We start from the raw sequence: 24,480 nt of genomic DNA, 5'->3' as shown, positions 1-24,480 counted from the left end.
TTTCACAACCGCTCAGCACTCCCGCACCAGCGGTCATAACTTGTAAAAAACGTCTTCTGGATATCTCAGCCATTATTCAATGTTGAGCGATATATTCAGCAATGACCCGTAGCTCGTCATCGCTAAAACCTTTGGCAATCCGAGGCATCAGCGTCGCTGATTTTCTATCGTATTTAAAATCCAACAAGTCTTGTTGTATGGTTTGCGCCGACAAGCCAACCAGCAAAGGAATACCCCGCTCCGGAGCAGCATGATCTTGATGACAACTTACGCAATTAAGGGCCACAAGTTGTGGATTAATTTCCGCAAAAACCGGTAAGCTCCACATTAGCCATAAGGCCGTTAGACGCTGCTTCAGCTGCATAGCTATCCGGCATGTTTTTGCCGAAATACTTCATACAACATCACTCCGGCGGCTACCGATACGTTCAGACTTTCCACTTGGCCCGCCATCGGAATTTTGACCAAAAAATCACAGTGCTGCCGAGTCAAGTGCCGCATGCCGGTGCCTTCGGTACCCATTACCAGGGCCAGCGGCATATCCAGCTTCATATCATAGATCGTTTGCTCGGCTTCGCCGGCGGCACCCATGATCCAGATGTTCTGTTCCTTCAGCCAACGCAGCACCCGCGCCAAATTGGTCACTTGATAAACCGGCACGGTTTCCGCCGCGCCGCTTGCCACTTTACAGACGGTGGGCGTAATTCCAGCCGCATTATCCTTGGTAAGGATAATGCCATGCGCGCCCACTGCATCGGCAGTACGCAAACAGGCCCCCAAATTATGCGGGTCTTGCACCTGGTCCAAAACCAGATAAAAAGCAGGTTCGGCTAATGCTTCCACAGCCTGCTTTAACTGATCTTCGCTATGCATGGCAGGTAATTCCACCGCCACCACGATGCCTTGATGATTTTTGCCATCGGCCATACGATCCAGTTTTTTACGTTCGGTTTTTTCCGGACGGATACCTAAAGCGAACAAATCATCCGACACTTGCTTGAGACGGGCATCCTGCCTTTGCTGGTCGACCCAGGCTTGCTTAATTTTTTGCGGCGAATATTCCAGCGCGGCTTGCACGGCATGAATGCCGAATAATTGGGTCGTACTCATGGTTTGCGGCGTCTTTTAGGCTTGGCTTTGCCCTTGCTCTCATGTTTAGGGTCGCTTTTTTTACTGCGGTTCTTACCTGAGGGAGATTGAGTGGCTTTTTTAACGCCTTTACCGGTCTGAAGTAGTTCAAAATCGATTTTTTTGTCGTCGAGACTAACCCGCACCACTTTAACTTTAATCAAATCGCCCAGCCGATAGCGAACGCCGGTACGCTCACCATGTAACTGATGCCGCCCTGCATCGAATTCGAAATAATCGTTATGCAGGGAGGCAATGTGCACCAACCCTTCGACATAAATGGATTGCAACTCGACAAAAAAGCCGAAACCGGTCACGGCGCTGATAATGCCGTCGAATTCCTCGCCGATTTTGTCCATCATATATTCGCATTTCAGCCAGCTGACGACGTCGCGAGTGGCATCGTCGGCCCGACGTTCGTTTGCGGAACAATGCTCGCCCAACATCACCATATCGGGGTGAGTGTAATGAAATTCGCTGACTTTTTTGCCCGACAGGCAATGCCGGATAGCTCTGTGCACCAATAAATCGGGGTAGCGGCGAATGGGTGAGGTGAAGTGAGTATAGGCCTCCAGAGCCAAGCCAAAATGGCCCTTGGTTTCCGGGCTGTATACCGCCTGAGACATCGACCGCAATAACAAGGTCTGAATCAGATGCGCATCTTTTCTTTCCTTAACGGATTCCAGTAAATGCATATAATCCAGGGGAGTAGGCTGCGCACCGCCGCCCAAATGCAAACCTAATTCGCCCAAAAAAGTTTTTAACGCCAATAGCTTTTCAGCACCAGGACCATCGTGAATCCGCAGTAAACGCGGTATTTTTTTGCGCGTTAAAAACTTCGCCGCCGCGGTATTGGCCGTAATCATGAATTCTTCGATCAACTTATGCGCATCGTTGCGCACCACCGGCACGATTTGATCAATTTTTCGTTCCGCGCCGAATACGATACGGGTTTCCTGGGTATCGAAGTCCATGGCTCCGCGTAGTTCGCGCTGCTGGCGCATGGTTTTATACAAGCCGTACAAATTCTGTAAATGCGGCATCAGCGCAGTGTACTTTTGGATCAGTTTTTGATCGCCATCCACCAGCATTTTAGCGACCTGGGTATAGGTCAAACGGGCATGAGAGCGCATCACGGCTTCAAAAAAACGCGAGCGCAGTACATCGCCTTCCGCGTTAATAACCATTTCACAGACCATGCATAAGCGATCAACCTGCGGATTGAGCGAACACAAGCCGTTGGATAAAATCTCCGGCAGCATCGGAATCACTTTTTCCGGAAAATATACCGACGTACTACGGTTTTTGGCTTCCGCGTCCAGCGCCGTATTGACGCGCACATAATGCGACACGTCGGCGATAGCCACTAATAACTTCCAGCCTTTGGCGGTCTTTTGCACATAAACCGCATCATCGAAATCCCGCGCATCTTCTCCATCTATGGTCACCAAAGGTAAATGGCGAATGTCTTCCCTGCCCTGCTTGGCCTGCTCGGGCACTTCGGGGGTTAACGTCTTAATCTCTTCCAACAAGGCATCCGGCCATTGGCTGGGTAAATCGTAAGAGCGAATTGCCATTTCGATTTCCATACCCGGCGCCATGTGCATGCCTAATACTTCCGTCACCCGTCCTATGGGCTGACAATGGGCGGTAGGTTGCTGGATAATTTCCGCCACAACAATCTGGCCTTTTTTGGCGTTGCCGGTGTCTTCCGTAGGTATTAATACTTCATGGGCGATTTTTTTATTATCCGGCACCACATAGGCAACCCGGCCTTCGACAAAAAAACGTCCTACTATCTGGTGGGTATTTCGCTCGGTAATTTCCACGACCGTCGCTTCGCGACGTCCCTTACGATCGAGACCCGAGACACGGACCACGACCCTATCGTTGTGCAGCAAGGGCTTCATTTCCCGTGGCGATAAAAACAAGTCATCGCTACCATCGTCCGGCTTTAAAAAACCGAAACCATCGGGGTGCCCCAAAACCCGGCCACTAATAGTGTTGTGTCCATCTCCCAGGCTATATTTTTGCCTGCTATTGAAGACTAATTGTCCATCGCGTTCCATGGCGCGCAACCGGCGTCTCAATGCTTCTAGAGCATCCGGACTTTCCAGGCCGAATTGTTGAGCAATTTGTTGGCGGCGTAACGGTTTTTGCGCTTGAGCAATCAGCTGCAGAATCAGCTCGCGGCTGGGGATGGGGTTTTCATATTTCTCGGCCTCACGCTGAGCGTGTGGGTCTTCGAGGTTTTTGAAATCAGTTTCCTGATCTTGGATTTCTGTCATTTATTTTCATTGAATAAAACTGTGCCGGAACTGGCGTGGGGCTGTCCTTTGACAGCCCCGGGTGTTAGATAAAATCATAACCTTTTTTGCCTCCTTGCTGCTGACCGGGCGTCTCCATGATACGTCGGCATTCAAACTGCCAATAACCCAGCCCGACATTTTTACGCCCATTAAGAATAATCGGAAAATTTTCTTGCCCCATAAACATTTTTAATATATCCCCATCTTTTATCATGAAGGATTCGATGATGATATAACTTCTTTCTTCATCGCGATACTTTATGCCATATAGTAAAGCTTTGCGGGGTTCGGATTCCGAAGATGCGTCCGGCTCCTGGTAAGTGACCGAATACGACTGCGGCGCCAGTATGGTTACCTCGAAAATTAATTTATTGCCTTGCTTGGGCAGCAATATCTTGCATACCACGCCCAAACAGCGTTGTTGCGGCAAGGCATCGGTTTTTCTAAAGCTTACCAAGCTGCCAATCGACAAAACACCTTCTGTTTCGAAATGGCAATACAGGGCACGTTCGGAATCGGTCTCTGTTAATACTTCCAGATCCGCAACGATGGGGCGATTCGGCATTTGCAGTTCATGCGTTGCGTCCAGACCAATCGCCAGATAACGGCTGAGCCGATCCGTAAAATAGGCGGTTCCTTGCGGCTCTTTACCTTCCCAACGTTGCATCAGGTATTCAAACAATTCGATAGATAATTTTTGGTTATCGATTTTATTCGCATCCAGGGAACTAAAGCGCGCTTCATCTTTACTGGAATATTTTTCGGGTTGTTTGGTGATTTTATGCAGCCGGGTCAGATTTAAATACATCTTTGCCGAATCAGCCCGTCGATCTTGGCTCTGGTCGGATAGCGTAAAACTGGGCGGCAAATCTTCATCCATTAAAATCATGCACTGTGCGGTTTGATCGACCACCGGTTTTTTTTCGATCAGCACCAAATCACTAATTTTTTCGATGAAGTCATAAACCAGTTGAAATTCCTTTTGCAACAATCCGGAAGGATACGCCAGACTCAGCAATAATATTTGCTTGTAACTTTCTTCTATGCTGCTGGACTTACTGAATAAACCGGCCTGATCGCTGAGCTTGGTGGTTTCCTTACCTAACTTCACAGCCAATTTATACAGCGAATGTAAATCGAACCATATCCAGTCGGGAACCGGATATTTCATAATGTAATGCGTGATAATGATGCTACTTAAACCTTTGATGGTGCGCTGTATCGATAATGCGGTGTTCTTGCCCTGCAACCAGCCCACCTCGCGTCTGGTTAAATCGCGAGCAACACTCCAGTAGCCGATGGTGAACTGTTTTTCAACCAACACCACCAGGGCAAAAATTTTCTTTTCAATTTCCCCTTTGGGGAAACCCGATTTAATCAGTCTGGAGCGCAAGTATTCCTCAATCATTAAATATTGCGGCCGCAGTAACTCCAAGGCATTCAGGCGATTTGCCGTGGTCATTTCCAATGAGATCAGATCATTGATTAAATCCTGAAATAACCGGGTAGCCAATCCGGGGTTAGCAGTGGGTAACTCCGCCACCCACTGCCGTAAGGCCGGTTCGGCAAAGGTAGCCACTAGCTGCGGATTATTTTTTCGCTCGGGAATAACCAGAAAAAAAGAGTTTTTCACACACTGTCCAAATTATGGATTAGCCCAACGGTACTGAAACGGTTTAGCCCAGGCAACGAAAGTAGGTTGTTTAAGACTCTCAAACCAACGTTAGTATCAAAAAAGTTTGATTGTGATTGAAAATGCATCGATTGATGCGATCAGGCTAGCGTGGCCACAAAAGAATCGTCTGAATTCAAACCTCCCTTAGCTGCTTTAGGCAGATCTCGATTTGCAATAGCAATCATAAAACCGCCACCAAAGCGGCATCGATATTTACCACGCCACCCAACGCTCGGTTTAACGTGGTGAAATAGTCAACGCTCCCAATGTAACGCCAATATCAAGGCCTCGCCCTTTACCGGTTAATGCCAGCGATATCTCCCCGGAAGTCAGAACCTGGGCGTCAACGGATTTTGTAACACCCGCGTGCCCTTCCAATGCAACATAATGACCATAAATTTCATTCAGGTTGCGTACATCGGAGAATACTCCCGTACCTTCTATTTCGGATTTCCCGAGGGTAAAACCGATACTTTTGGATGAAAGGCCAACCTGGGCACGCTGACCGTTTCTGCAACTGATATGCCCTACACCGTCGTATTGTTTATAAACAAATGACCAACCACTTAATTTGTAGGTCATGGTACAGGACGTCATCGTATCGGCAATTGCAGGCATGGAAATCATATTGAATAAAGCAACAGCAAATACAAATACCAAAGTTCGGAAAAATCGGGTTTTCATTTTATCTCCACACATTCCCCTATCAAACAATAGGGAATTTTAGTTTTATGAGCTGTCAATTATAGTACAAACAGGCGCTTACCGGTCATGAGGCTACATTCAATGACAACATGGCATTAATGCCGCCATCGGTATCCGTGTTGTTCAGCTCGGTAGCCAAAATGTAAATTCGGCTTCTATCCACCCCGATCTGTTCGGTTAAATATTTAGCAATATGGTTCGAGCGGCTCACGGCAAGATCATTCAGCCGCTCCGGATCCGGCTGCATGATGGCTTCCAGCTCCGCTCTCGCCAAACTATAAAAATCGCCATCGGGATTGGATTTAATACGCGGCGACCCAAATAGCGAGTGCTCGATTCTTTGCGGAAACACTTCAGTGTAAAATTTCTCTAACAAGCGTTTGTAGTCATCATCAGATAACTCGATATACTCCGAACGGATGTTGTCGCCATATTCGCGCAACTCGCCCGACTTCATTTTTTTCAGAATATCCACGACCGCATCGAAACGCATCACGGGCCAATCCTGAATCTCGTAAGCAATACCTTTGATCTCCAACACCAACGCAGGTTTGCTCGCTAATGCCTTGCCGATTTGATCAAGCTTGATTCGCTCTTCCGCACTCAATTCACTGCTGCCGGCCGCAAAACTTATTCTGCTCATGTCCGCGCTACTGTCAAACAAGGAAGCCATGGCCTTGAAGGGAGATGTCGCGGCCTTGGTAATGAGGTTCACAAATACATTCGCTACTAACGATCCGACACTGAATTCCGGATCTTCCAGACTGCCAGTGATCGGAAAGTCCAGATTGATTTTGCCATCGGCATCTTTTAGTAAAGCAACGCCCAGCTTCAATGGCATGGACACGGCTTTGGGGTTTTCCACTTTGCCGCCCAACACCAGTTGATCGATAAAAATTTTATTCTGCGCCGTCAGCTTGCCTTTTTTAATGCTGTATTTTAAATCAAGCGCCATCTGACCTTTTTCGATGGTATAACCGGCAAATTCCGCCATATAGGGTGTAATCAATGGCAGCGGCATATGGCTAAAGTTAAGAGTAATATCGGAGTCGCCCGTTTTAAAATGATAATTGCCGGCAATTTTTACCGGCGCCAAATCGTACACTTTACCTTGCAATTTAAGCTTAGTGGTCGCATTTGCGTTAGAGATAAAGCCATCGATTTCGCCATTTAAATCGTTCATTTTGGCAACGAAGGGCAAAATCAAGGAGTAGTCGGCAAAATCCGACTGGCCTTTTTTCATTTCAATTTTACCGATAGTTATCACCGGTTCCGGAGTTTTTAGGGCTTTTTTAGACTTTTTGACCGGTAGCTTATTAGTTTGCTTGGTTTCAGCTACGATAATATCGCTGACATTATTAGTGCCATCTTTTTTGATCATGAACTTCATATAGGGCCGATTCAGTATCACCCTGCCAAGTTTAAAATCCTGCTTCTGCACATCAATGACTATCTGCTTCAATTCCAGACTGGCCCATTTCACAAAATCCTGATTATTAGCCTTATCGCGCGTGATTAGATGATCGATATTGGCATCGCCTTGAAAACCAACCTGTACCTCATCCGCCACACTGAGTTGTATATGGCCTTTAGTATTAAGGTCGCCATCCACCAATTCCAGCTTTAAGAAGGGATCGACATAGGCTTGAAAAGTCTTGAGTTTTATTGCCTGCAAATCCAGCGCAAGATTAGCGGAAAATGGCGCCAACACCATATCGCCATCGAGTTTCACACTACCCGCCTTATTAAACCGGGTACTGAATTGCACGGGTAACCGACCGCTATCCACACTCGAGTAATCTTTAATAGTCACATTGAGTTGGCTCAATAACATCGGCTGCGGCTTTGGCTGGGTGTGGTCGACAAACTCGAGCTGATAATTGCTTAATGCCAATTCGCCTAAGGAAAACTGCCAAGGCTTGCCTGTTGCCTCAGCGACCGGCGCAGGTTCAGTCGCTGAGGCATCGGCTCCCAACAATGCCTGATAATTAAGCTGCCCATCGGCCTGTAACCAGGCATTAATCTTGGCATCGCCGCCAGAGAGCCTGGCCACTTTAACCGTCTGCTTTTGCAAATCAAAATCAACACCCCTCGCCTCCAGAATTGGCATGTCGATCAATTTTTCCGCTTTACCGTTTTCCTGGAGCGTCAGCTGTTTTACATCGACAGAGCCATTCTCTACCACTACCGCAACGTCCGACTTTTCATCTGATTTGACGGAAACATCAGCTTGTAACAATAACTGCTCGGCAGACACATCAAGCACGCCTCCCCCCTTCGCTGTTTCGCTGAGTGTCAGTTTTTTTACATCCACGGCAGTATTACGCATCAATACCGCCATCCCTGACTTCTGATCCGAGCTAAAAGACACATCGGTTTGCAGCAATATCTGCCCAAAAGACATGCCGATCAATTGACTTGCTTTATCTGTTTGATTGAATGCCAGCTGCTCTACATTCAGACTGCCTTTATCAACCTGTATGACCAGGCCTGCTTGCTCATTTGAGTTAAATGCATAATCGGCTTCCAAAGACAACAAACCATCAGCAATTTCAAGCGACATCAGGTCTTGTAAAAACAACAACCAGACTTTGTTTAATTTGAGATTATCAAGCTTGATATGCCCTGTAGAACTCAGGCTGCTCAGGTTGATATCGCCTTGCCAGTCCAGTCCACCGCCTGAGTCCAAACCAAATCCAAAAGAAAATGTCGACTTGGCATCGGGAGCGGTCGTGAATTCAGCAACGGAAAAGTTCACCGGCAACAGCGTTTCTTTGGCATCCTGCCCTGCCTGCGTATCGAGCCAACTGATTCGGCCTTCGTCTAAAGTGAGCTGGTGTATCAATATAGGTGTGCTACCGGTTTGATTGTCAGGTTTATGTTCCTGATCGGGTTGCGAAACCTTGTCGATAAGATCACTAAAGTTAAACCGGCCATCGGCTTGACGCTCCAGGTTGGCGACGGGTTTTTGTAACACCGCCGAAGTGAAAACCACTGCTCTTTGTTTTACCGATTCAAGAAACGCTACATCAACGGCCAACTCTGTAAAATTTAATACTGATTTGCCATCGGTTGTCGACAAATCAAAGCCTTGCAAATCTGCTGTTAATTTAAAAGGATTGAAATGCGCATCTTGCAATTGCACCGGCAGACCTGTGAGCTCAGTCAATAATCCAGGCAATTTGTCACGCGCCAGCTTAGGCAGCAAGTAAAATCCGCTAGCGGCGTACAATCCCACTAGGCTGGCCAGTACGGCAAAAGTAATCAGTATTTTTTTCAGCATTACCCTCTGGCCCTAATGTAATTTATTGATAAAATCGGCCTCGATGCGACAGCCACCTAAATCGGGATAATCCGCAATGGTCTGCTCGAAATCCCGGTAGGACGGATGCTGAAAAGCCAAGCGGTTAATTTTGCCCTGCGCCAGTTCAAATTCCAGCGCCCCGCCCTTCTCGCGAGGACTACCCGGTTTGCCGACAAATAATGTAATTCCGATATTCGCCAGCGGTTTGCCTTGCTCTAAGGCGGGTCTGACGCAAGTAAAACTGTCGACATTTAATCCGGCGATAACAGTCGCTAATTGGGCAGCGCTAATGATCGTGCCTTCATCGGGAATTGCAGGCAACTGCAACAAGCTTTCCAACCCGAAATTACCTAGATGATTTTGCAGCAACACCGTGCCGCTTCCGCCTTTTTCAGTGGCCAGTTGCGGATACAGTTGCCTGGATATTTCTTCTTTATCGGGATGGCTCAACGCCGTCACAAGTTGTCGGCCCACGGACTGTACGGAACTAATCGCGCCTTCCTTCTTTTGCCGGTTACTACTCAGGTTTTCCCAATCCTCAAGCGAGTTGACCGGCAGCTGCATGCTTTGCATGGCGGCATAATCTTCACTGGCCAGACATCCGGCGAAATCCTTACTCCGATATTGCTCCAGTACGCGGGGACGTATCGCATCGGTCATGGCTTTTTGCGCGGAGATGTTAAAGTTTTTCCAGTCGGCTGATTTAGAAAGGAAGTAATACAACACGGCGTTGCGATCGAATTTATTAAAGCCCAGCCCTTTCAACACCAGTTTCAAACGGCGGCATTGCTTCTCCACTTCGCCGTACTGCTGCCAGTCCGGCTGTAAATTCGGCTTTTCTGCCTGGTCCACTTGATCGATGAGCTGCCGCAAAGGGATTTCACCTGCCGAGGTTTGGATCGGCAAACGTAACAATTCGTCCAAAGATAAATCATGCGCATCAGGCACCCCGTCAATAACCGCCTTGAGTAGCAATGAAGGCTGCAGTTCCGGATAGACCCGCAGCTCTCCCAACAACTTGGTTTCCGAAACCCACGCCTTCATGCCGCCATCCACTACTTCATAAACCTCCAGCCGGCTCTGATTCAGATGACCGCCATCGCTTCCGAGTACAACACTAGCGGGAAGATTGTGAGTCTCGGAACTATATTTGGCGGACGTTGAGGGTTTATTGACAGCAGGTTGCGCAGCGCTGGCTTCTACCCAACTACCCGCCAGCTGACCCATTACGGCAATACCGGTACCCACCCCGGTCAATGCCATCAAACTGCTGGCGGCATTGATGTCGCCTACTAATTGCGACAAATTGGCTTCCTGGCTGTTACTGGTCAAAAAACTGTACTCCACCTGGGTATCCTTTGCGGAATCCAGTCTTAACCAGGGTGTTAAATTAACTTTTTTAGTTTCCAGCTTAAAGTTACATTTCCCCGTAGTTGCTTGATATAGAAAGCCGCTGGTTTCGCGTTTTAGTTTAAGGGGCTCGTTTTGTATATTGAATAACAATGCCGCGGACAAATCCCCAGACTCATAGGAAGCGCCAATATCGCTGCAACCGGTTTTTAGGGCGTTATCGCCTTTAAACGCGAATTCGGAAACAATTTGCACATAGTAATCGTCGGCCGATACCGATGACTGCCCTTTTAGGGGCGCTAAAGGCGATGTGTCGGTTTTGGGGTAATCGACAACAATTTGTCTACTGGTGGCGCAGGCGGATAGTAATCCACTTGAAAGCAAAGCAACATGAATCAATAATGCGGGACGTATCGACATTGAGTATCCTGTTAAGTGACGCAAACTCCGCCGCAAGCCAAATAAAACGCCTGTTACGAAGTATTATGGAAATGATAAATTGAACGCGCTGTTGTGGCTATGTTTTTATAACCACGAGCAACATTAACCGGCGTCTTGCTTAAAACGATGAATTTGTCGGCGTTGTTTTTTATTGGGTTTGCGTTCGCGTTCCGAAGGATGCAAAAAAGCTTGTTGTTGCTTATGCAGCGCTATTTGTTCCTGGCGTTTAGCGGCGCTGGCTGCATCTTCCTGATAAAGCAGAGCGGCTTCCTTGGCCGGTCGCCGCTGTTTGTTCAGATCGGTAACCTGAATTTCCCAGGTATATTGATCTTTAGTGACGGCAACGACATCGCCCACCTTGATATCTTTACCCGGCTTGCAACGTTGCCCATTGACATGCACTTTGCCGCCGTTAACGGCATCGGCCGCCAAGCTGCGGGTCTTGAAAAACCGCGCGGCCCACAACCATTTATCGATCCTGATTTCAGACACGTCAGCCAAGCGGCAAACCACTCTCCGACCAGGCTTTAAAACCGCCCGCCATGCTGACCGCCTGCGTATAACCCAATTGATTCAACGCATGCGCAGCTAGAGCCGAGCGTCCGCCGGTTTGACAGTAAACGATGATGGCTTGTTGCTGTTTGCCTTGAAACTCAGGAGTTGCCTCGATCTTAAACTCCAATACCCCGCGTGGAATATTGATAGCGCCGGGCAAATGCCCAGCCGCATATTCAGACGGCTCTCTTACATCAAGAATCAAGCTAGTTTGTAACTGATCCCGAGCAGCGGTAGTGTCTATTTCTTTGATCTGTTGCTTGGCACTAGCAACCATATCCATTGCGGTTAAAGTCATTGATCCTCCTTATGGATAGCGATAAAAACACTGAAAGCCTAAGCTTCCATGTGCTTTTTTAATTCTTTGGGAATCGAAAACACCACTTTTTCTTCAATACCGGTGTTTTCCCTGACCGAAGTAGTTTCGCCGCCCCAGGCTTTTAATTGATTAATCACTTCCTGTACCAACACTTCCGGTGCGGATGCGCCGGCGGTAACACCTACAACCTTGATACCATCCAACCAATCTTGTTTTAAATCCATATAAGTATCAATCAAATAAGCCGGTTTGCCGAGTTGCTCCGCAATCTCGCGCAAACGGTTGGAATTGGAGCTGTTGGGCGAACCCACCACCAAAATCAAGTCGGATATTTTCGATAAATCATGCACGGCATCCTGGCGATTTTGCGTGGCGTAACAAATGTCATCTTTTTTCTGTTCCTTGATGGACGAAAACCGTTCTCGTAGCGCATCCACCATCACTTTGGTATCGGTCATCGATAAAGTGGTCTGGGTCACATACGCCAGATTGTCCGGGTTGTTGACTTGCAGATTTTTTACATCTTCAGGCGTTTCCACCAAGTAAATGTCGCCATGCTCCGTGCATTTTTCATACTGTCCCATCGTGCCTTCCACCTCCGGGTGGCCGGCATGACCGATTAATATCACCTCTCTATCTTGCTTGGCGTGCTTGGCGACCTGCATGTGGACTTTGGTCACTAAGGGACAAGTTGCATCGAACACGGTCAACTGCCGTTCCTCAGCTTCTTTTTGTACTTCTTTCGATACACCGTGAGCGCTGAAAATCAGATACGACCCCACCGGTACATCGCTTAAATCCTCGATAAAAATCGCACCTTTTTCTTTAAGACCATCCACCACGGTACGGTTATGTACCACCTCATGCCGAACATAAATCGGCGCCCCAAAGGTATCGATCGCCTGATCGACAATTTCAATAGCCCGGTCAACGCCGGCACAGAATCCACGAGGGTTTGCGAGTACGATTTGCATAATTCTTGAGTGTTTTACTTGGTTAAGACGAAACGATTTTAATCCAATTTTGTGTCCGCGACGATAATTCCGTCATTATCGGCATAAATATAATGATCTTTCTTAAAATTGACACCGGCAAAAGTGATCATTTTGTCGCGGTCGCCATGCCCATGCTTATTGCTACGCAAGGGATGGGTATTCAAAGCCATGACAGCGACAGGCATTTTGCCGAGCAGATCCACGCTACGTACACAGCCATACACCACAATACCTTCCCAGGCATTTTTTACCGCCAGCGCGGCCAATGTGTCGCCCAACAAAGCACATCGCCGAGAACCACCGCCATCTACCACTAATACCCGACCCTGTCCGTTTTCTTCCAAGGTACTCCGTACCAGAGAATTATCTTCAAAGACCTTTAATGTGGTAATAAGGCCGGAAAACTGGCATTTTCCACCAAAATGCCTGAGCATGGGCTCAGCTATCTGAAAGTTTTCCTGCTCGGAAAAACGATCGCATAGATCGGCAGTCGCCAAAGCCATATTAACCTCCTTCATACTTAGAAATAACGCGCCAACAAACCATATTGACACTCTTCATCCGGCAACGGAATACGCACTTCATAGCCGCCGCCGGAGGCTTCCTGCATGGGATTACCATATTTATCAAACATGCTTTCAACCGTGATGTCGCTATTTCCTCGTGGCAAAATCAATTCCAGCTTGTCGCCCACATTAAATTTATTTTTGACATTAATATCGGCCAAACCGGTGGCCGAGTCATAGGCGGTAATTTCGCCGCAAAACTGCTGTTGGTGGCTTTTGGAATAGCCGGAAATGTAGTTTTGATGCTCGTGCGTATGGTGTCTTTGATAGAATCCGTCGGTATAGCCGCGATTGGCCAGATTATCCAATACGCCGATTAATTCCGGCTGAAAGGGTCTACCCGCCAAGGAATCGTTAATGGCCTGCCGGTACACTTGCGCCGTCCGCGCCACATAATAATGGGACTTGGTGCGGCCTTCTATTTTCAAACTATCCACGCCGATTTCCACCAAGCGCTGTACATGTTCTACAGCCCGCAAATCCTTGGAATTCATAATATACGTGCCGTTTTCGTCTTCCATCACCGGCAACAGCTCGCCTTTTCGACCTTCCTCTTCCAGAAAATAGATGTTATCGGCCAGAGGATGCCGCTCCGCCCCGCCGCAACTGGCAGTATTCAAGTTTTCGTTCAGGGCGTCCATGGATAAAACCGCGCTTTCATCCAACACATAATCACCCTCGGCATTTTCCTGGGCGGGTTTGGTATCGTATTTCCAGCGGCAAGAATTCGTGCAGGTACCCTGATTAGGGTCGCGATGGTTGAAATAACCGGATAACAGGCAACGGCCGGAATAGGCAATGCAAAGCGCACCATGCACAAACACTTCCAATTCCATGTCCGGGCATTCCTGGCGAATCTCGGCAATTTCGTCGAGGGACAGTTCGCGAGACAATATGACCCGCTCTATACCCATACTTTTCCAGAATTTTACGCTGGCGTAGTTGACGGTATTCGCCTGAACCGACAAATGCACCGGCATATCCGGCCATTGCTCGCGGGTCAACATAATCAGCCCGGGATCCGCCATAATCAGGGCATCCGGCTGCATGGCTATCACCGGCGCTATGTCTTTAACAAACGTCTTGACTTTGGCGTTATGGGGAATCACATTGGCTGCCAGAAAAAACTTTTTCCCCAGTTGATGCGCTTCGGCAATACCTTTGGCTAAGTTATCAGCCAGAAAGTCATTATTACGGACCCTTAGACTATAGCGTGGCTGGCCGGCATAAACGGCGTCGGCACCGAACGCAAAAGCATAGCGCATATTGCGAATAGTACCGGCCGGGGAGAGAAGTTCGATTTTTTTCATAAAATGTTTGTAGTCAATCCAAGACAGCATTCTAGCAAATTCAGATTAATCTAGCGCGACTACAAAACTTTTTATGCCTCCAAAAACAAGTATTTGGCTAGGGTAATTAGTTTTATTAAGATAGAAAAGACAACTCAGTCATACAGCTCGGCGACAGAAAAGGGTTTGCCTTGTTGATCTTTAGCGGAAAGTTGCGGCGTGGCTATGCTTGTTGGCCACGCTATACCGATATCGGCATCGTTCCATAAAATACAGCGTTCATGTCCGGGCGAGTAGTAATCCGTGGTTTTATACAGAAATTCCGCAGTATCCGATAAGGTCAGGAAACCATGCGCAAAGCCAGCCGGTATCCACATTTGCTGTTTGTTTTCCGCTGATAGAATAACCCCCACCCATTGCCCGAAGGTTGAAGAATTTTTGCGAATATCCACCGCCACGTCGAATACCGCGCCTTGCACCACCCTGACCAGCTTGCCCTGGCCTTTCGGCGGCAACTGGTAATGTAATCCGCGCAAAACGCCCTGCTGCGACTTGGAATGATTATCCTGTACAAATTCAGGTTTAAACCCTGTCAACTCCCCGAACAGCGACTGATTAAAACTTTCGTAGAAAAACCCCCGCTCATCGCCAAACACCTTAGGCGTAAATAAAATGATATCGGGAACCGATAGTCGCTTTGCTTGCACTAGAACACCTGTTGATCAAGAAGACGCATAAGATATTGGCCATAACCGTTTTTAATTAAAGGTTTTGCCAGTTGCTCGATTTTTTCCTTATTTATCCAGCCGCTACGCAGGGCGATCTCTTCCAGGCATGCCACTTTCAATCCTTGGCGATTTTCAATAGTTTCAATGAAATTACCCGCTTCAATCAAGCTGCTATGCGTACCGGTATCCAGCCAGGCATAGCCGCGTCCCATAATTTCCACGCTGAGTTGTTTTTGAGTCAAATAGGCTTTATTAACGTCAGTAATTTCCAGCTCGCCGCGTGGGGAGGGTTGTAAGTTTTTAGCAATGTCGACTACTTGGTTATCGTAAAAATATAAACCGGTAACCGCATAGTTACTTTTAGGCTGAATCGGCTTTTCTTCCAATGAGGTTGCATTGCCATCCCGGTCAAAGCTAACGACTCCGTAGCGCTCGGGATCATTGACATGGTAAGCGAATACGGTAGCACCGAGGTCTTGGGTATCAGCGTTCTTAAGTTGCACATGCAGATCATGGCCGTAAAAAATATTGTCGCCCAACACCAAGGCACTGGGATGATTGCCGACAAACTCCCGCCCGATAATAAACGCTTGCGCCAATCCGTCCGGACTGGGCTGCACGGCATAAGACAAATTAATCCCCCAGTCGCTACCGTCGCCCAGCAGATGCTGGAACAGCGGCGTATCTTGCGGGGTGGAAATAATCAAAATATCGCGAACCCCCGTCAGCATCAAGGTACTGAGCGGATAATAGATCATCGGTTTATCGTAAATCGGCAATAGTTGTTTGGATACGGCTTTGGTCACCGGATACAAGCGGGTACCTGAACCACCGGCGAGGATAATGCCTTTACGTTGCGTCATAATTATTTTCCGTGAATTTCCATTAACATACGTTCCACCCCGGTTTGCCAACTAGGCAAACATAGATCAAAGGTGGTTTTGAGCTTGTCGGTATTCAATCTGGAGTTTAACGGCCTCCGGGCCGGCGTGGGGTATTGCTCGGTCGGTATGGCCCGCAAGGTGTCTTTGGCAAGCTTTAGGGATATACCCGCGTCTCTGGCAAAATTCAGCACATAATCCGCATAATCAAACCAACTGGTTTCACCGTCCGCCACCAAGTGGTACAAACCCGCCACGTCTTGACGGTCCCAAGCAGTGCGAATGGCAAGCGCCGTTACATCAGCCAATAATTCCGCGCCCGTCGGCGAGCCGAATTGATCATTTATGACGGACAGTTGTTCGCGTTCTTGAGCCAAGCGCAACATGGTTTTGGCAAAATTATTGCCCCTTGCCGCATATACCCAACTGGTGCGAAATAGCAGATGCCGAACGCCCGATTGCTGTATGGCTTGCTCGCCGGCCAGCTTGGTGCGTCCATAAACACTCAACGGGCTGGTTGTATCGTCTTCCCGCCAGGCTCGCGTGCCGCTGCCGTCGAACACATAATCGGTGGAATAATGCACCAACCAGGCATCACAAGCTTTTGCAGCCTCGGCCAAGACCGTTGGTGCCTGGGAATTGATCAGATTTGCCGCCTCGATGTCGGTTTCCGCTTTATCCACTGCGGTATAGGCCGCCGCATTAACGATGACATTCGGTTGCAAATCCTGTAAGGATTTAGCTATTCCGTTTAAATTGCTTAAAACACCGCAATGCGTTTGACTTTGCCGATCCAGAGCAATTAACTCTCCCAGCGGAGCCAGGCTACGCTGCAACTCCCAACCCACTTGGCCGTTTTTTCCGAGTAACAGTATCTTCATGTCAGACCGCAAAATTACAGGTAATCATGCTTCCCTACCGGCGTAATTCTTTTCCAGCCAGGACTGGTAATCACCGGATAACACATTATTTACCCAACTCTGATGTTCTAAATACCATTGCACGGTTTTGCGAATACCTGTATCAAAGGTTTCCGCCGGTTTCCAGCCCAGTTCCAGCTGCAATTTTGTGGCATCGATGGCATAACGTCGGTCGTGACCAGGCCTATCGGTCACGTAAGTGATTTGCTCCGCGTAAGACTTGCCGTCGGCGCGCGGCTTTAATTCGTCCAGCATGTTGCACAAGGTATGCACCACCTCCAGATTGGCTTTTTCGTTCCAGCCACCGACGTTGTAAACCTCGCCAACTTGGCCTGCCGCCAACACTCTGCGAATCGCACTGCAGTGGTCTTTCACATACAGCCAATCGCGAATCTGTTGCCCGTCGCCATAAATAGGCAGTGCTTTGCCCATAAGTGCATTCTGGATGCATAGCGGAATTAGTTTTTCCGGAAAATGATACGGCCCGTAGTTGTTGGAACAATTGGTGGTCAACACCGGCAAACCATAAGTGTGATGATAGGCGCGCACCAAATGATCGCTGGCAGCCTTACTCGCGGAATAGGGGCTATTAGGCCGGTATTGATGGGTCTCGGAAAACTGCGGATCGGTTTTCTCCAAGGAGCCGTACACCTCGTCGGTTGATACATGCAGCAAGCGGAACGCCTGTTTATCCGGTTCATCCAAACCATTCCAATAGCAGCGCACTGCCTCCAACAACCTAAAGCTACCCAGAATATTGGTTTGAATAAAATCTTCCGGACCGTGGATAGATCGATCCACATGCGACTCGGCGGCAAAATTAACCACCGCCCGAATTTTGTCTTTTTTCAGCAAATCCAGCACAACGGCGTAGTCGCCTATGTCGGCTTTTACAAAAATATGCCTGCCATCGCCCTGAAGTGAAGCCAGATTTTCCAAATTCCCGGCATAGGTTAGTTTATCGATATTGACGACCGGCTCGTCGGAACCGGCCAGCCAATCCAAAACAAAATTACTGCCAATAAAACCGGCGCCGCCGGTCACTAAAATAGTCATAAATTTCTAATGATTCGTTTGCCTGCACCCAAATAGTCAGGCGGATTGATAACCGGAACCGCGCTCATCTTACCCAGCTTATAATACTCACGGCAAATATAAACTAAATCGCGCCCCTCCCAAACGGCTTTGATTGTCTATTTCCACAAAGCCGGTTTTGTCGCGATTTTTATGAAATCCGGCGATTGCCGCTACAAAATACAAACCCAAGCCAGTGTTACCGCTGACCCAATCCAAATCGGCCGGGTTACGTAAATCGGCCTTGAGCAAGTGGGGAGGATAGCCCAGGCCGTCGTCTTCAATACAAAACCGCAAATAACCGTTTGTTTCGGCGGCCGAGACAACAACCAAATTTTTAGTATAGCGCTGGGCATTATTCAGTACCGTACCCAACGCATTGCTGACATGTTGATAATCGCAATAACACAATAAATCATCGCTGCATTCAATCCGCACATCACTATTTTGCAATCGAGATAATCGATCCTGCTGCGCTTTCGCCTCCCGAATCAAATCCAGCGCCGCATATTCATCCTCTATTAAACTGAACTTGTTACTGTCGATTTTATACATCACCAGCAATTGCATCAGACTATGGTTGATACGATTAGCTTCAAACTCCAACTGCCTGATATCGTCTACCTGGTTGTCTAATTGTTTCAGCGCCAGCTGTTGAATCAGTCCCAACAAAGTCCCCAATGAATTTTTAATATCGTGCACGGTGGAGCCCAATATCACCGGAAACAGTGCCTCTGCTTTTAAACCGGAGCTCATACTTTGGCTCCCTCATGATATTGGCGCAGCAGATTGGAAAATTCCATTTGCAAAACACCCAGTTTTTGCCCATCGATATGAATTTGTCTGGCCTTTTTAAACAACGCTTGCGCTCTTAACAACTTTTCTTCATCAATTCCGCTGACTTTGAGGTCGTGCAAAATTATTTTCAGCATATTGATAATGATGGTTTTGTTATCCGGCATGCTGGCACCGGCTTTTTCGAATAGCGCCATCGCTTCCTTAAATTTACCCTGCTTATATAAGGCCACACCTTTGTTGTTGGTCGCCACCAACGCCCGTTTGGTTTTTTCAATCAAATCCTCGGAATGATTTTCCATGCCAACGCTCGATTGCATGTGCCGTACATCATCCATAAACTGTTCATCATCAATGTGCGTTTTGATCAAACCATCCAGAATCGCTTCCGCTTGGCCGGCTTTATTTTGCAAAAAACAGCCTCGGGCGATATCCAGCTGTAAATCCTTGGGCGTATCACCCGCTAACTGCCGATGTAACGCCAAGGCCTTTTGCAAACACAGTCCGGCCTTTTCGACATCGCCGCTATTCTGATGTAATTCCGCCTCCAGCGTAGTGGCACGCAACTCTGCTTCCGGATCGTTCAGATACTCGTGGCGCATGTGGGCCAAGGTTTTTAATGCATCGTCCGCAGCATGTTTTTTGGTGTACAGCTTTGCCAGATTGGTAAAGTCGCTACACGATTTATATATCGAATGCTTTCCCAAGGAAACCGCCGCTTTATAAGCCTTTTCGGCCAGCTCAAGATTTCCGTTCTTATCCGCTGTTTCGGCCAACTTCTTTTGCCTCAATATCGATTGTGGAGACAGGTCCACCGCCTGATTCACCACTTCTTGCACTTCTTGCAACTTGTCTTCGGCTTCATACACCTTGGAAAGCCAATCGTAACCTTCCAAGAACAACGGATGCGCACGCAACAAGTCTTCAAAATGAGAGGTTGCCCCGCCAAAATCACCTGTCTGAAAATCGATGACACCCAAGCCCAGCCGCGCCCAAGGCAAATCGCGCTCTTGCAAAATTTCCGAATAAATCCTGCGTCCGGTGACAAAGTCGCCCACCAAGGTAGCCAATTCCGCGCGCATCTTTAACAAATGCGTACGGATTTTTTTATGATTGCCGGCCAGCAATTTTTCGCATTGTTGAATGGCTTGAGACAGATTGCCACGTTCGACTTCCTTTTCGATGGTCTGCAATAAGGTTTTACGGGTCAGATTACGTTCCAGGCGCACGAATAATTGCTGAGCATTGAACGGTTTAGCCAAATATTCATCGGGTTTGCTGTCCATGGCACCCAACACCATACTGGCACTTTGTTCGGCAGCGATAATGATAAAAACACAACCGTAACTGATCAGCTTTTGAGCGCGCGCCTCCTCCAATACCTGCTGGCCATTTTTCCCGGTGCCTAAATTGTAGTCGCACAACACTACGTCAAAGCTGGTTTTACTCATGGCCAGCAACGCATTCTCGCCGTTATCGGTTTCGGTAATCAGATCGGCGTCCAGGGTATACAGCATATTGCGTATAGCCTTGCGCATTGCGGGATAATCCTCGACAATTAATATGGATTTATCGGCCAAAATCGGCTTCATGATGCTATGGAATTATTTAAATGATCAGCAATTCTAGACTCAGCCGACGATTCTGTCTCGGCTAACCGCTTATTTCCTATCTACGTTGCGTTTCCCAAGCCCTGTTATCGCTGGTTGCAAACCGCCGAATTGGTCTTGCCGTACCCTGCAGAATTATGCGATTAAAGCCTGAAGATGTATCTGCATGACCGTTACCGCAATACCCCGATAGTTTTCCTCGGATAAAATTTGCCAACCCAACTTTTGATAAAAAGCCGCTTGATCCGGCGTGAACAAATACAGCGTCTCAATGCCGCCTAACCTAGCCTGCAACATCGCATGCTCGACCAACCTACCGCCGATTCCCCTGTTACGAAATGGCGGCGCCACAAACACGCTGGCTAGCCACGGTGTCAGTGTGGGCCGCGTATCCATATCGCTTGCCACAATCGCCGCCGAACCGGCCAACTGTCCGTTGCACTTGCAGATAAAAGTACTCGGCACTAATCGTTTACTCAGATAACCCTGCATTCCATCGATGCGTTCTTCCAGCGTGCCACCAGGATTCAAATGCCTCCATTGCCGATGATGCCATGCGGCCAGGGTTGGAATATGCTCGGGCTGGTGAGATAGGTCTATGATGTTCATGATTGATCGCTAAACAGAGATGGCTATTATTCCGCGTGGCCACAAAACCGTGCCCACCCGGCTGCAACAACCGTAGGCCATATTGCCGCGATAGCGGTTATATGGCAATCAACACGGAAATATCGGGGTGCGCGGAGCGTTCCCTGACAATTTCGGCGCTTTAAAATGTCACGTAACCGCAATCGCGGCAACGCGACCTACTGCTAATCCCATCTTCCCATTAATCTAAACCTGCCCCAAACTCAACGCCACCCGCCACAAATCCTCTTCGGTGTCCACGCCGGCTTCCGGTGTTTGCTCGACGATATTCACCAGCACTTTTTCGCCATGCCAAAGAATCCGCAGTTGCTCCAAGGATTCCACGCTTTCCAGCGGCGAAGCGGGCCAGCTGCAGTAGCGTTGCAAAAAACCAACCGTGTAAGCATACATGCCGATGTGGCGATAATGCGGATGGGTTTCGTCACCGATGACGTGGTGTTCTGGGAAACTGGCGCGATTCCACGGTATCGGCGCCCGGCTGAAATACAGTGCGTAACCGTTTTTATCCAGCACCACTTTCACCGCGTTGGGGTTGAAGATTTCCTCGGCGTCGAGAATCTTGGCCGCCAGCGTGGCGATACCGGCCTGTTGCTGCCCAGCCAATGCGGCAGCAACATCGCGAACATAGGCCGGCGGAATCAACGGTTCGTCGCCCTGCAGATTCACCACGATATCGTCAGTCTGCCAACCCAGTTTGACGGCCACTTCGGCGATGCGTTCGGTGCCGGACTGGTGGTTTGGGTCAGTAATCACCACCTGTATCCCCAGCGCCGAAACCGTATCGAAAATGCGCTGATCGTCGGTTGCCACCACTACCTGCCCTGCGTTGGCTTCCAGCGCCCGCTGACAGACGTGGGCTATCATCGGCTTGCCGGCAATTTCCAGCAAGGGTTTTCCAGGCAAGCGGGTCGAGGCGTAGCGGGCCGGAATGACGACTTTAAACCCGCTCATTTGCGCAAGGCGTCCGCTTCTTCGAAACTCAGTTGGCGGGCTTCGTCTTCCAGCATCACCGGAATGTCATCGCGGACAGGGAAAGCCAGATTATCGGCTTTGCAAATCAGTTCCTGTTTGTCTTTATCGTAAATCAGCGAGCTTTTGCACAGCGGACAGGCCAGAATATCAAGCAGTTTTTTGTCCATGAGTTTTATCCTTCAGTAGAGTAAGAAATGAATCGGCAAACGCTTCGGGCAATGCGGCATCCACCGGTAAATACCAATGCCGCGGCTGCGCGAATGCGGCGCATTTTACGGCGTCTTTTTCGGTCATGATCACCGGCTTGGCGTCTTTAAATTGCAAGTCGGTCGCGTTAAAAGGATGGTGATCGGGAAAGCCGTGAGTTTGACAATCCAAACCCGCCGCGGCCAGCTGCATGAAAAACCGTTGTGGATTGCCGATGCCGGCCACCGCATGGCAAGTGATGCCGATAAAATCAGTTACTGGTTTAATTTCTCCAGTGAGCAGATTGACGAGATTATCGCCTCGACAATGCATAGCTAGCTCGCCTTCCAGCAATTCCTTGGGTTCGTTGACCACCACGAAATCGACTGTATTGACCCGCTCGGGCGGCTCTCGCAATGGCCCAACCGGCAGGCAATAGCCGTTACCGAAACGGCGTTGGCCGTCGATCACCACGATTTCAATGTCGCGCTGCAAAGCGTAGTGCTGTAAACCATCATCGGAAATAATCACGTCGCAGGCATTTTCCGCCAGCAGGTGCCTGCCGGCGGCCGGACGGTCCGCGGCAACCACGACGGGGCAGTCGCAACGCCTGGCCAGTAGCAAGGCTTCGTCGCCCACTTGGCGCGGATCGCTGTGGGCCGTTACCGAGAGCGGCTGTGTGTTTTCGCCGCCCGCGTAACCACGGCTGATCACCCCGGGTTTATAGCCCTGCTGTTTTAACAGCCGCACCAGACAAATCACCAGCGGCGTTTTGCCGGTGCCGCCCACGGTTAAATTGCCGACGATGACCACCGGCACCGGTAAGCGGACGGATGTTTTCAGCCCCGTACGGTACAAAAAACGCCGCAAACGCATCGCATCCACATAAAACATCGACAGCGGCATAAACCAGGCCGAGATGTACATTTCCTGGTACCAGGCATCTTCAAACCAGCGCGCTATTTTGGCCTTCATTGGTGCTCCGCAGGATTGATGGCGAAGGTTATATGATGAAAACCCAATTGGTTGGCAATATCCAAGGCACTCACCACGGCCTGATGCGGGGTTTTGCCGTCGGCACTGATAATGAAAGGCAGCTGGTGCAATTCGCCCGAAAAACCGGCCAAAGCACTTTTCAGACTATCCAGACTCTGTTCGACCAGAGGCTGCGGTTTACCGTCTTCACCGGCCAAGGCGTATTTGCCGTCGGCATCGATAAACAAATTCACCGATTTGGCCGCCTGATCGACTTCTTCGCCCTTGGCTTCCGGCAAATTGATTTTTAAATCGGTATGGTGACGAAAGGTGGTGGCCACCATGAAAAAAAACAGCAGCACCAGCAGCACGTCTATCATCGGAATCAGGCCGATTTCCACCGGCGCGCGCTTTTTGCGGCGGAATTCCATCAGACGTCCTCTCGGTTACCCTGCATGATATCGATCAAGCGCAGCGATTCTTCTTCCATTCGCACCACATGATCGTCGACCAGCCGCTCGAAATAACGATGAAAAAACAAGCTGGGAATCGCCACCGTCAGGCCGGAAGCGGTACAAATCAGCGCCTCGGAAATGCCGGCGCTTAGAATGCCGGGATCGCCCATACCGCCCACGGCAATATCGGAAAACACCCGAATGATACCGTCCACCGTACCCAGCAAGCCCAGCAATGGAGTGATCGAGGCCAAACTACCGAGCGCGTTTAAATAGCGCTCCAGCTCGAACGCCACCTGTCGGCCGACTTCCTCGATACTGGTTTTCATAATTTCGCGACCGTGCTTACGGTTCAGTAATCCCGCCGCCAGCACCCGGCCCAGCGGCGAACTCATTCTTATCCGACGTATGGTGGCATCATCAAGTTTGTTGTCCCGGTGCAGCTGCCAGATGTAAGGCACCAAGTCAGCCGGTATAATGCGCTTACGTTGCAACGACCAGAAGCGTTCGCCGATAATGGCCATTGCCGCAATGGAACATAAAATAATCGGCAGCATCATCCAACCGCCGCTTTTAATGATTTCAAACACCTATAACTTC

At 48.9% G+C, this 24,480-nt stretch carries 24 protein-coding genes; all 24 read right to left on the bottom strand.

Annotation, left to right across the window (positions count from 1 at the left end):
* Positions 1 to 76: 76 nt before the first annotated feature.
* A complete protein-coding gene (locus M0R33_RS10045) occupies positions 77 to 364 on the bottom strand; it encodes a hypothetical protein (protein ID WP_292568357.1) in 288 nt (95 codons plus the stop codon).
* A gap of 2 nt (positions 365 to 366) precedes the next feature.
* Complete coding sequence (rlmB, locus tag M0R33_RS10040) at positions 367 to 1,110, bottom strand: 23S rRNA (guanosine(2251)-2'-O)-methyltransferase RlmB (RefSeq protein ID WP_292568355.1); 744 nt, start codon at positions 1,108 to 1,110, stop codon at positions 367 to 369.
* Positions 1,107 to 3,416, bottom strand: a complete 2,310-nt coding sequence (gene rnr / locus M0R33_RS10035; RefSeq protein ID WP_292568353.1) for a ribonuclease R — start codon at positions 3,414 to 3,416, stop codon at positions 1,107 to 1,109. The genes rlmB and rnr overlap by 4 nt, the downstream gene beginning before the upstream one ends.
* Positions 3,417 to 3,480: 64 nt before the next feature.
* Positions 3,481 to 5,070 (bottom strand): hypothetical protein, encoded by a 1,590-nt coding sequence (locus tag M0R33_RS10030; protein WP_292568351.1) that lies wholly within the window; start codon positions 5,068 to 5,070, stop codon positions 3,481 to 3,483.
* Between the two features lie 279 nt (positions 5,071 to 5,349).
* Positions 5,350 to 5,796 carry a hypothetical protein gene (locus M0R33_RS10025; RefSeq protein WP_292568349.1) on the bottom strand — a complete coding sequence of 149 codons (447 nt, stop codon included), beginning with the start codon at positions 5,794 to 5,796 and terminating at the stop codon, positions 5,350 to 5,352.
* 85 nt (positions 5,797 to 5,881) lie between these two features.
* Positions 5,882 to 9,100, bottom strand: coding sequence for a DUF748 domain-containing protein (locus tag M0R33_RS10020; RefSeq protein WP_292568347.1), 3,219 nt, complete (start codon positions 9,098 to 9,100; stop codon positions 5,882 to 5,884).
* Between the two features lie 12 nt (positions 9,101 to 9,112).
* Positions 9,113 to 10,891 carry a hypothetical protein gene (locus tag M0R33_RS10015; RefSeq protein WP_292568346.1) on the bottom strand — a complete coding sequence of 593 codons (1,779 nt, stop codon included), beginning with the start codon at positions 10,889 to 10,891 and terminating at the stop codon, positions 9,113 to 9,115.
* Positions 10,892 to 11,014: 123 nt separating this feature from the next.
* Complete coding sequence (locus M0R33_RS10010) at positions 11,015 to 11,413, bottom strand: S4 domain-containing protein (RefSeq protein ID WP_292568344.1); 399 nt, start codon at positions 11,411 to 11,413, stop codon at positions 11,015 to 11,017.
* Positions 11,406 to 11,765, bottom strand: coding sequence for a rhodanese-like domain-containing protein (locus tag M0R33_RS10005; RefSeq protein WP_292568343.1), 360 nt, complete (start codon positions 11,763 to 11,765; stop codon positions 11,406 to 11,408). The genes M0R33_RS10010 and M0R33_RS10005 overlap by 8 nt, the downstream gene beginning before the upstream one ends.
* Before the next feature lie 38 nt (positions 11,766 to 11,803).
* Positions 11,804 to 12,760 carry a 4-hydroxy-3-methylbut-2-enyl diphosphate reductase gene (ispH, locus tag M0R33_RS10000; protein ID WP_292568341.1) on the bottom strand — a complete coding sequence of 319 codons (957 nt, stop codon included), beginning with the start codon at positions 12,758 to 12,760 and terminating at the stop codon, positions 11,804 to 11,806.
* Between the two features lie 38 nt (positions 12,761 to 12,798).
* Positions 12,799 to 13,284 carry a ribonuclease E activity regulator RraA gene (rraA, locus tag M0R33_RS09995; RefSeq protein WP_292568339.1) on the bottom strand — a complete coding sequence of 162 codons (486 nt, stop codon included), beginning with the start codon at positions 13,282 to 13,284 and terminating at the stop codon, positions 12,799 to 12,801.
* A 17-nt stretch (positions 13,285 to 13,301) separates the two neighbouring features.
* Positions 13,302 to 14,657, bottom strand: coding sequence for a tRNA 5-hydroxyuridine modification protein YegQ (gene yegQ / locus M0R33_RS09990; RefSeq protein ID WP_292568337.1), 1,356 nt, complete (start codon positions 14,655 to 14,657; stop codon positions 13,302 to 13,304).
* Between the two features lie 134 nt (positions 14,658 to 14,791).
* The gene (rfbC, locus tag M0R33_RS09985) at positions 14,792 to 15,343 is read right to left on the bottom strand and encodes a dTDP-4-dehydrorhamnose 3,5-epimerase (protein ID WP_292568335.1); all 552 of its coding nucleotides are present in this window, start codon (positions 15,341 to 15,343) and stop codon (positions 14,792 to 14,794) included.
* Positions 15,343 to 16,227, bottom strand: a complete 885-nt coding sequence (gene rfbA / locus M0R33_RS09980) for a glucose-1-phosphate thymidylyltransferase RfbA (protein WP_292568333.1) — start codon at positions 16,225 to 16,227, stop codon at positions 15,343 to 15,345. The genes rfbC and rfbA overlap by 1 nt, the downstream gene beginning before the upstream one ends.
* Before the next feature lie 2 nt (positions 16,228 to 16,229).
* Positions 16,230 to 17,126: a dTDP-4-dehydrorhamnose reductase gene (gene rfbD / locus M0R33_RS09975; protein ID WP_292568331.1), complete on the bottom strand. Its 897-nt coding sequence runs from the start codon at positions 17,124 to 17,126 to the stop codon at positions 16,230 to 16,232.
* A 24-nt stretch (positions 17,127 to 17,150) separates the two neighbouring features.
* A complete protein-coding gene (rfbB, locus tag M0R33_RS09970; RefSeq protein WP_292568329.1) occupies positions 17,151 to 18,221 on the bottom strand; it encodes a dTDP-glucose 4,6-dehydratase in 1,071 nt (356 codons plus the stop codon).
* Between the two features lie 87 nt (positions 18,222 to 18,308).
* Positions 18,309 to 18,995, bottom strand: a complete 687-nt coding sequence (locus M0R33_RS09965; RefSeq protein WP_292568327.1) for a HAMP domain-containing sensor histidine kinase — start codon at positions 18,993 to 18,995, stop codon at positions 18,309 to 18,311.
* The gene (locus M0R33_RS09960; RefSeq protein WP_292568325.1) at positions 18,992 to 20,626 is read right to left on the bottom strand and encodes a tetratricopeptide repeat-containing response regulator; all 1,635 of its coding nucleotides are present in this window, start codon (positions 20,624 to 20,626) and stop codon (positions 18,992 to 18,994) included. Before M0R33_RS09960 ends, M0R33_RS09965 begins: the two co-directional genes overlap by 4 nt.
* A gap of 153 nt (positions 20,627 to 20,779) precedes the next feature.
* Positions 20,780 to 21,253, bottom strand: coding sequence for a GNAT family N-acetyltransferase (locus M0R33_RS09955; protein ID WP_292568323.1), 474 nt, complete (start codon positions 21,251 to 21,253; stop codon positions 20,780 to 20,782).
* A gap of 225 nt (positions 21,254 to 21,478) precedes the next feature.
* On the bottom strand, positions 21,479 to 22,243 hold the full coding sequence (gene kdsB, locus M0R33_RS09950) for a 3-deoxy-manno-octulosonate cytidylyltransferase (RefSeq protein ID WP_292568321.1): 765 nt from the start codon (positions 22,241 to 22,243) through the stop codon (positions 21,479 to 21,481).
* Entirely contained in the window at positions 22,240 to 22,431 is a 192-nt protein-coding gene (locus M0R33_RS09945) for a Trm112 family protein (RefSeq protein ID WP_292568319.1), read from the bottom strand. The genes kdsB and M0R33_RS09945 overlap by 4 nt, the downstream gene beginning before the upstream one ends.
* Entirely contained in the window at positions 22,412 to 23,425 is a 1,014-nt protein-coding gene (gene lpxK, locus M0R33_RS09940; RefSeq protein WP_292568317.1) for a tetraacyldisaccharide 4'-kinase, read from the bottom strand. The genes M0R33_RS09945 and lpxK overlap by 20 nt, the downstream gene beginning before the upstream one ends.
* Positions 23,422 to 23,856 (bottom strand): biopolymer transporter ExbD, encoded by a 435-nt coding sequence (locus tag M0R33_RS09935; RefSeq protein ID WP_292568315.1) that lies wholly within the window; start codon positions 23,854 to 23,856, stop codon positions 23,422 to 23,424. The genes lpxK and M0R33_RS09935 overlap by 4 nt, the downstream gene beginning before the upstream one ends.
* Positions 23,856 to 24,470 carry a MotA/TolQ/ExbB proton channel family protein gene (locus M0R33_RS09930; protein WP_292568313.1) on the bottom strand — a complete coding sequence of 205 codons (615 nt, stop codon included), beginning with the start codon at positions 24,468 to 24,470 and terminating at the stop codon, positions 23,856 to 23,858. The genes M0R33_RS09935 and M0R33_RS09930 overlap by 1 nt, the downstream gene beginning before the upstream one ends.
* Positions 24,471 to 24,480 lie beyond the last annotated feature (10 nt).

The sequence above is a fragment of the Methylomonas sp. genome, assembly GCF_023228165.1.
Classification (GTDB): domain Bacteria; phylum Pseudomonadota; class Gammaproteobacteria; order Methylococcales; family Methylomonadaceae; genus Methylomonas.
Note: the sequence above shows the minus strand (reverse complement) of the source record. Positions and strands in the feature narration are given on the sequence as shown.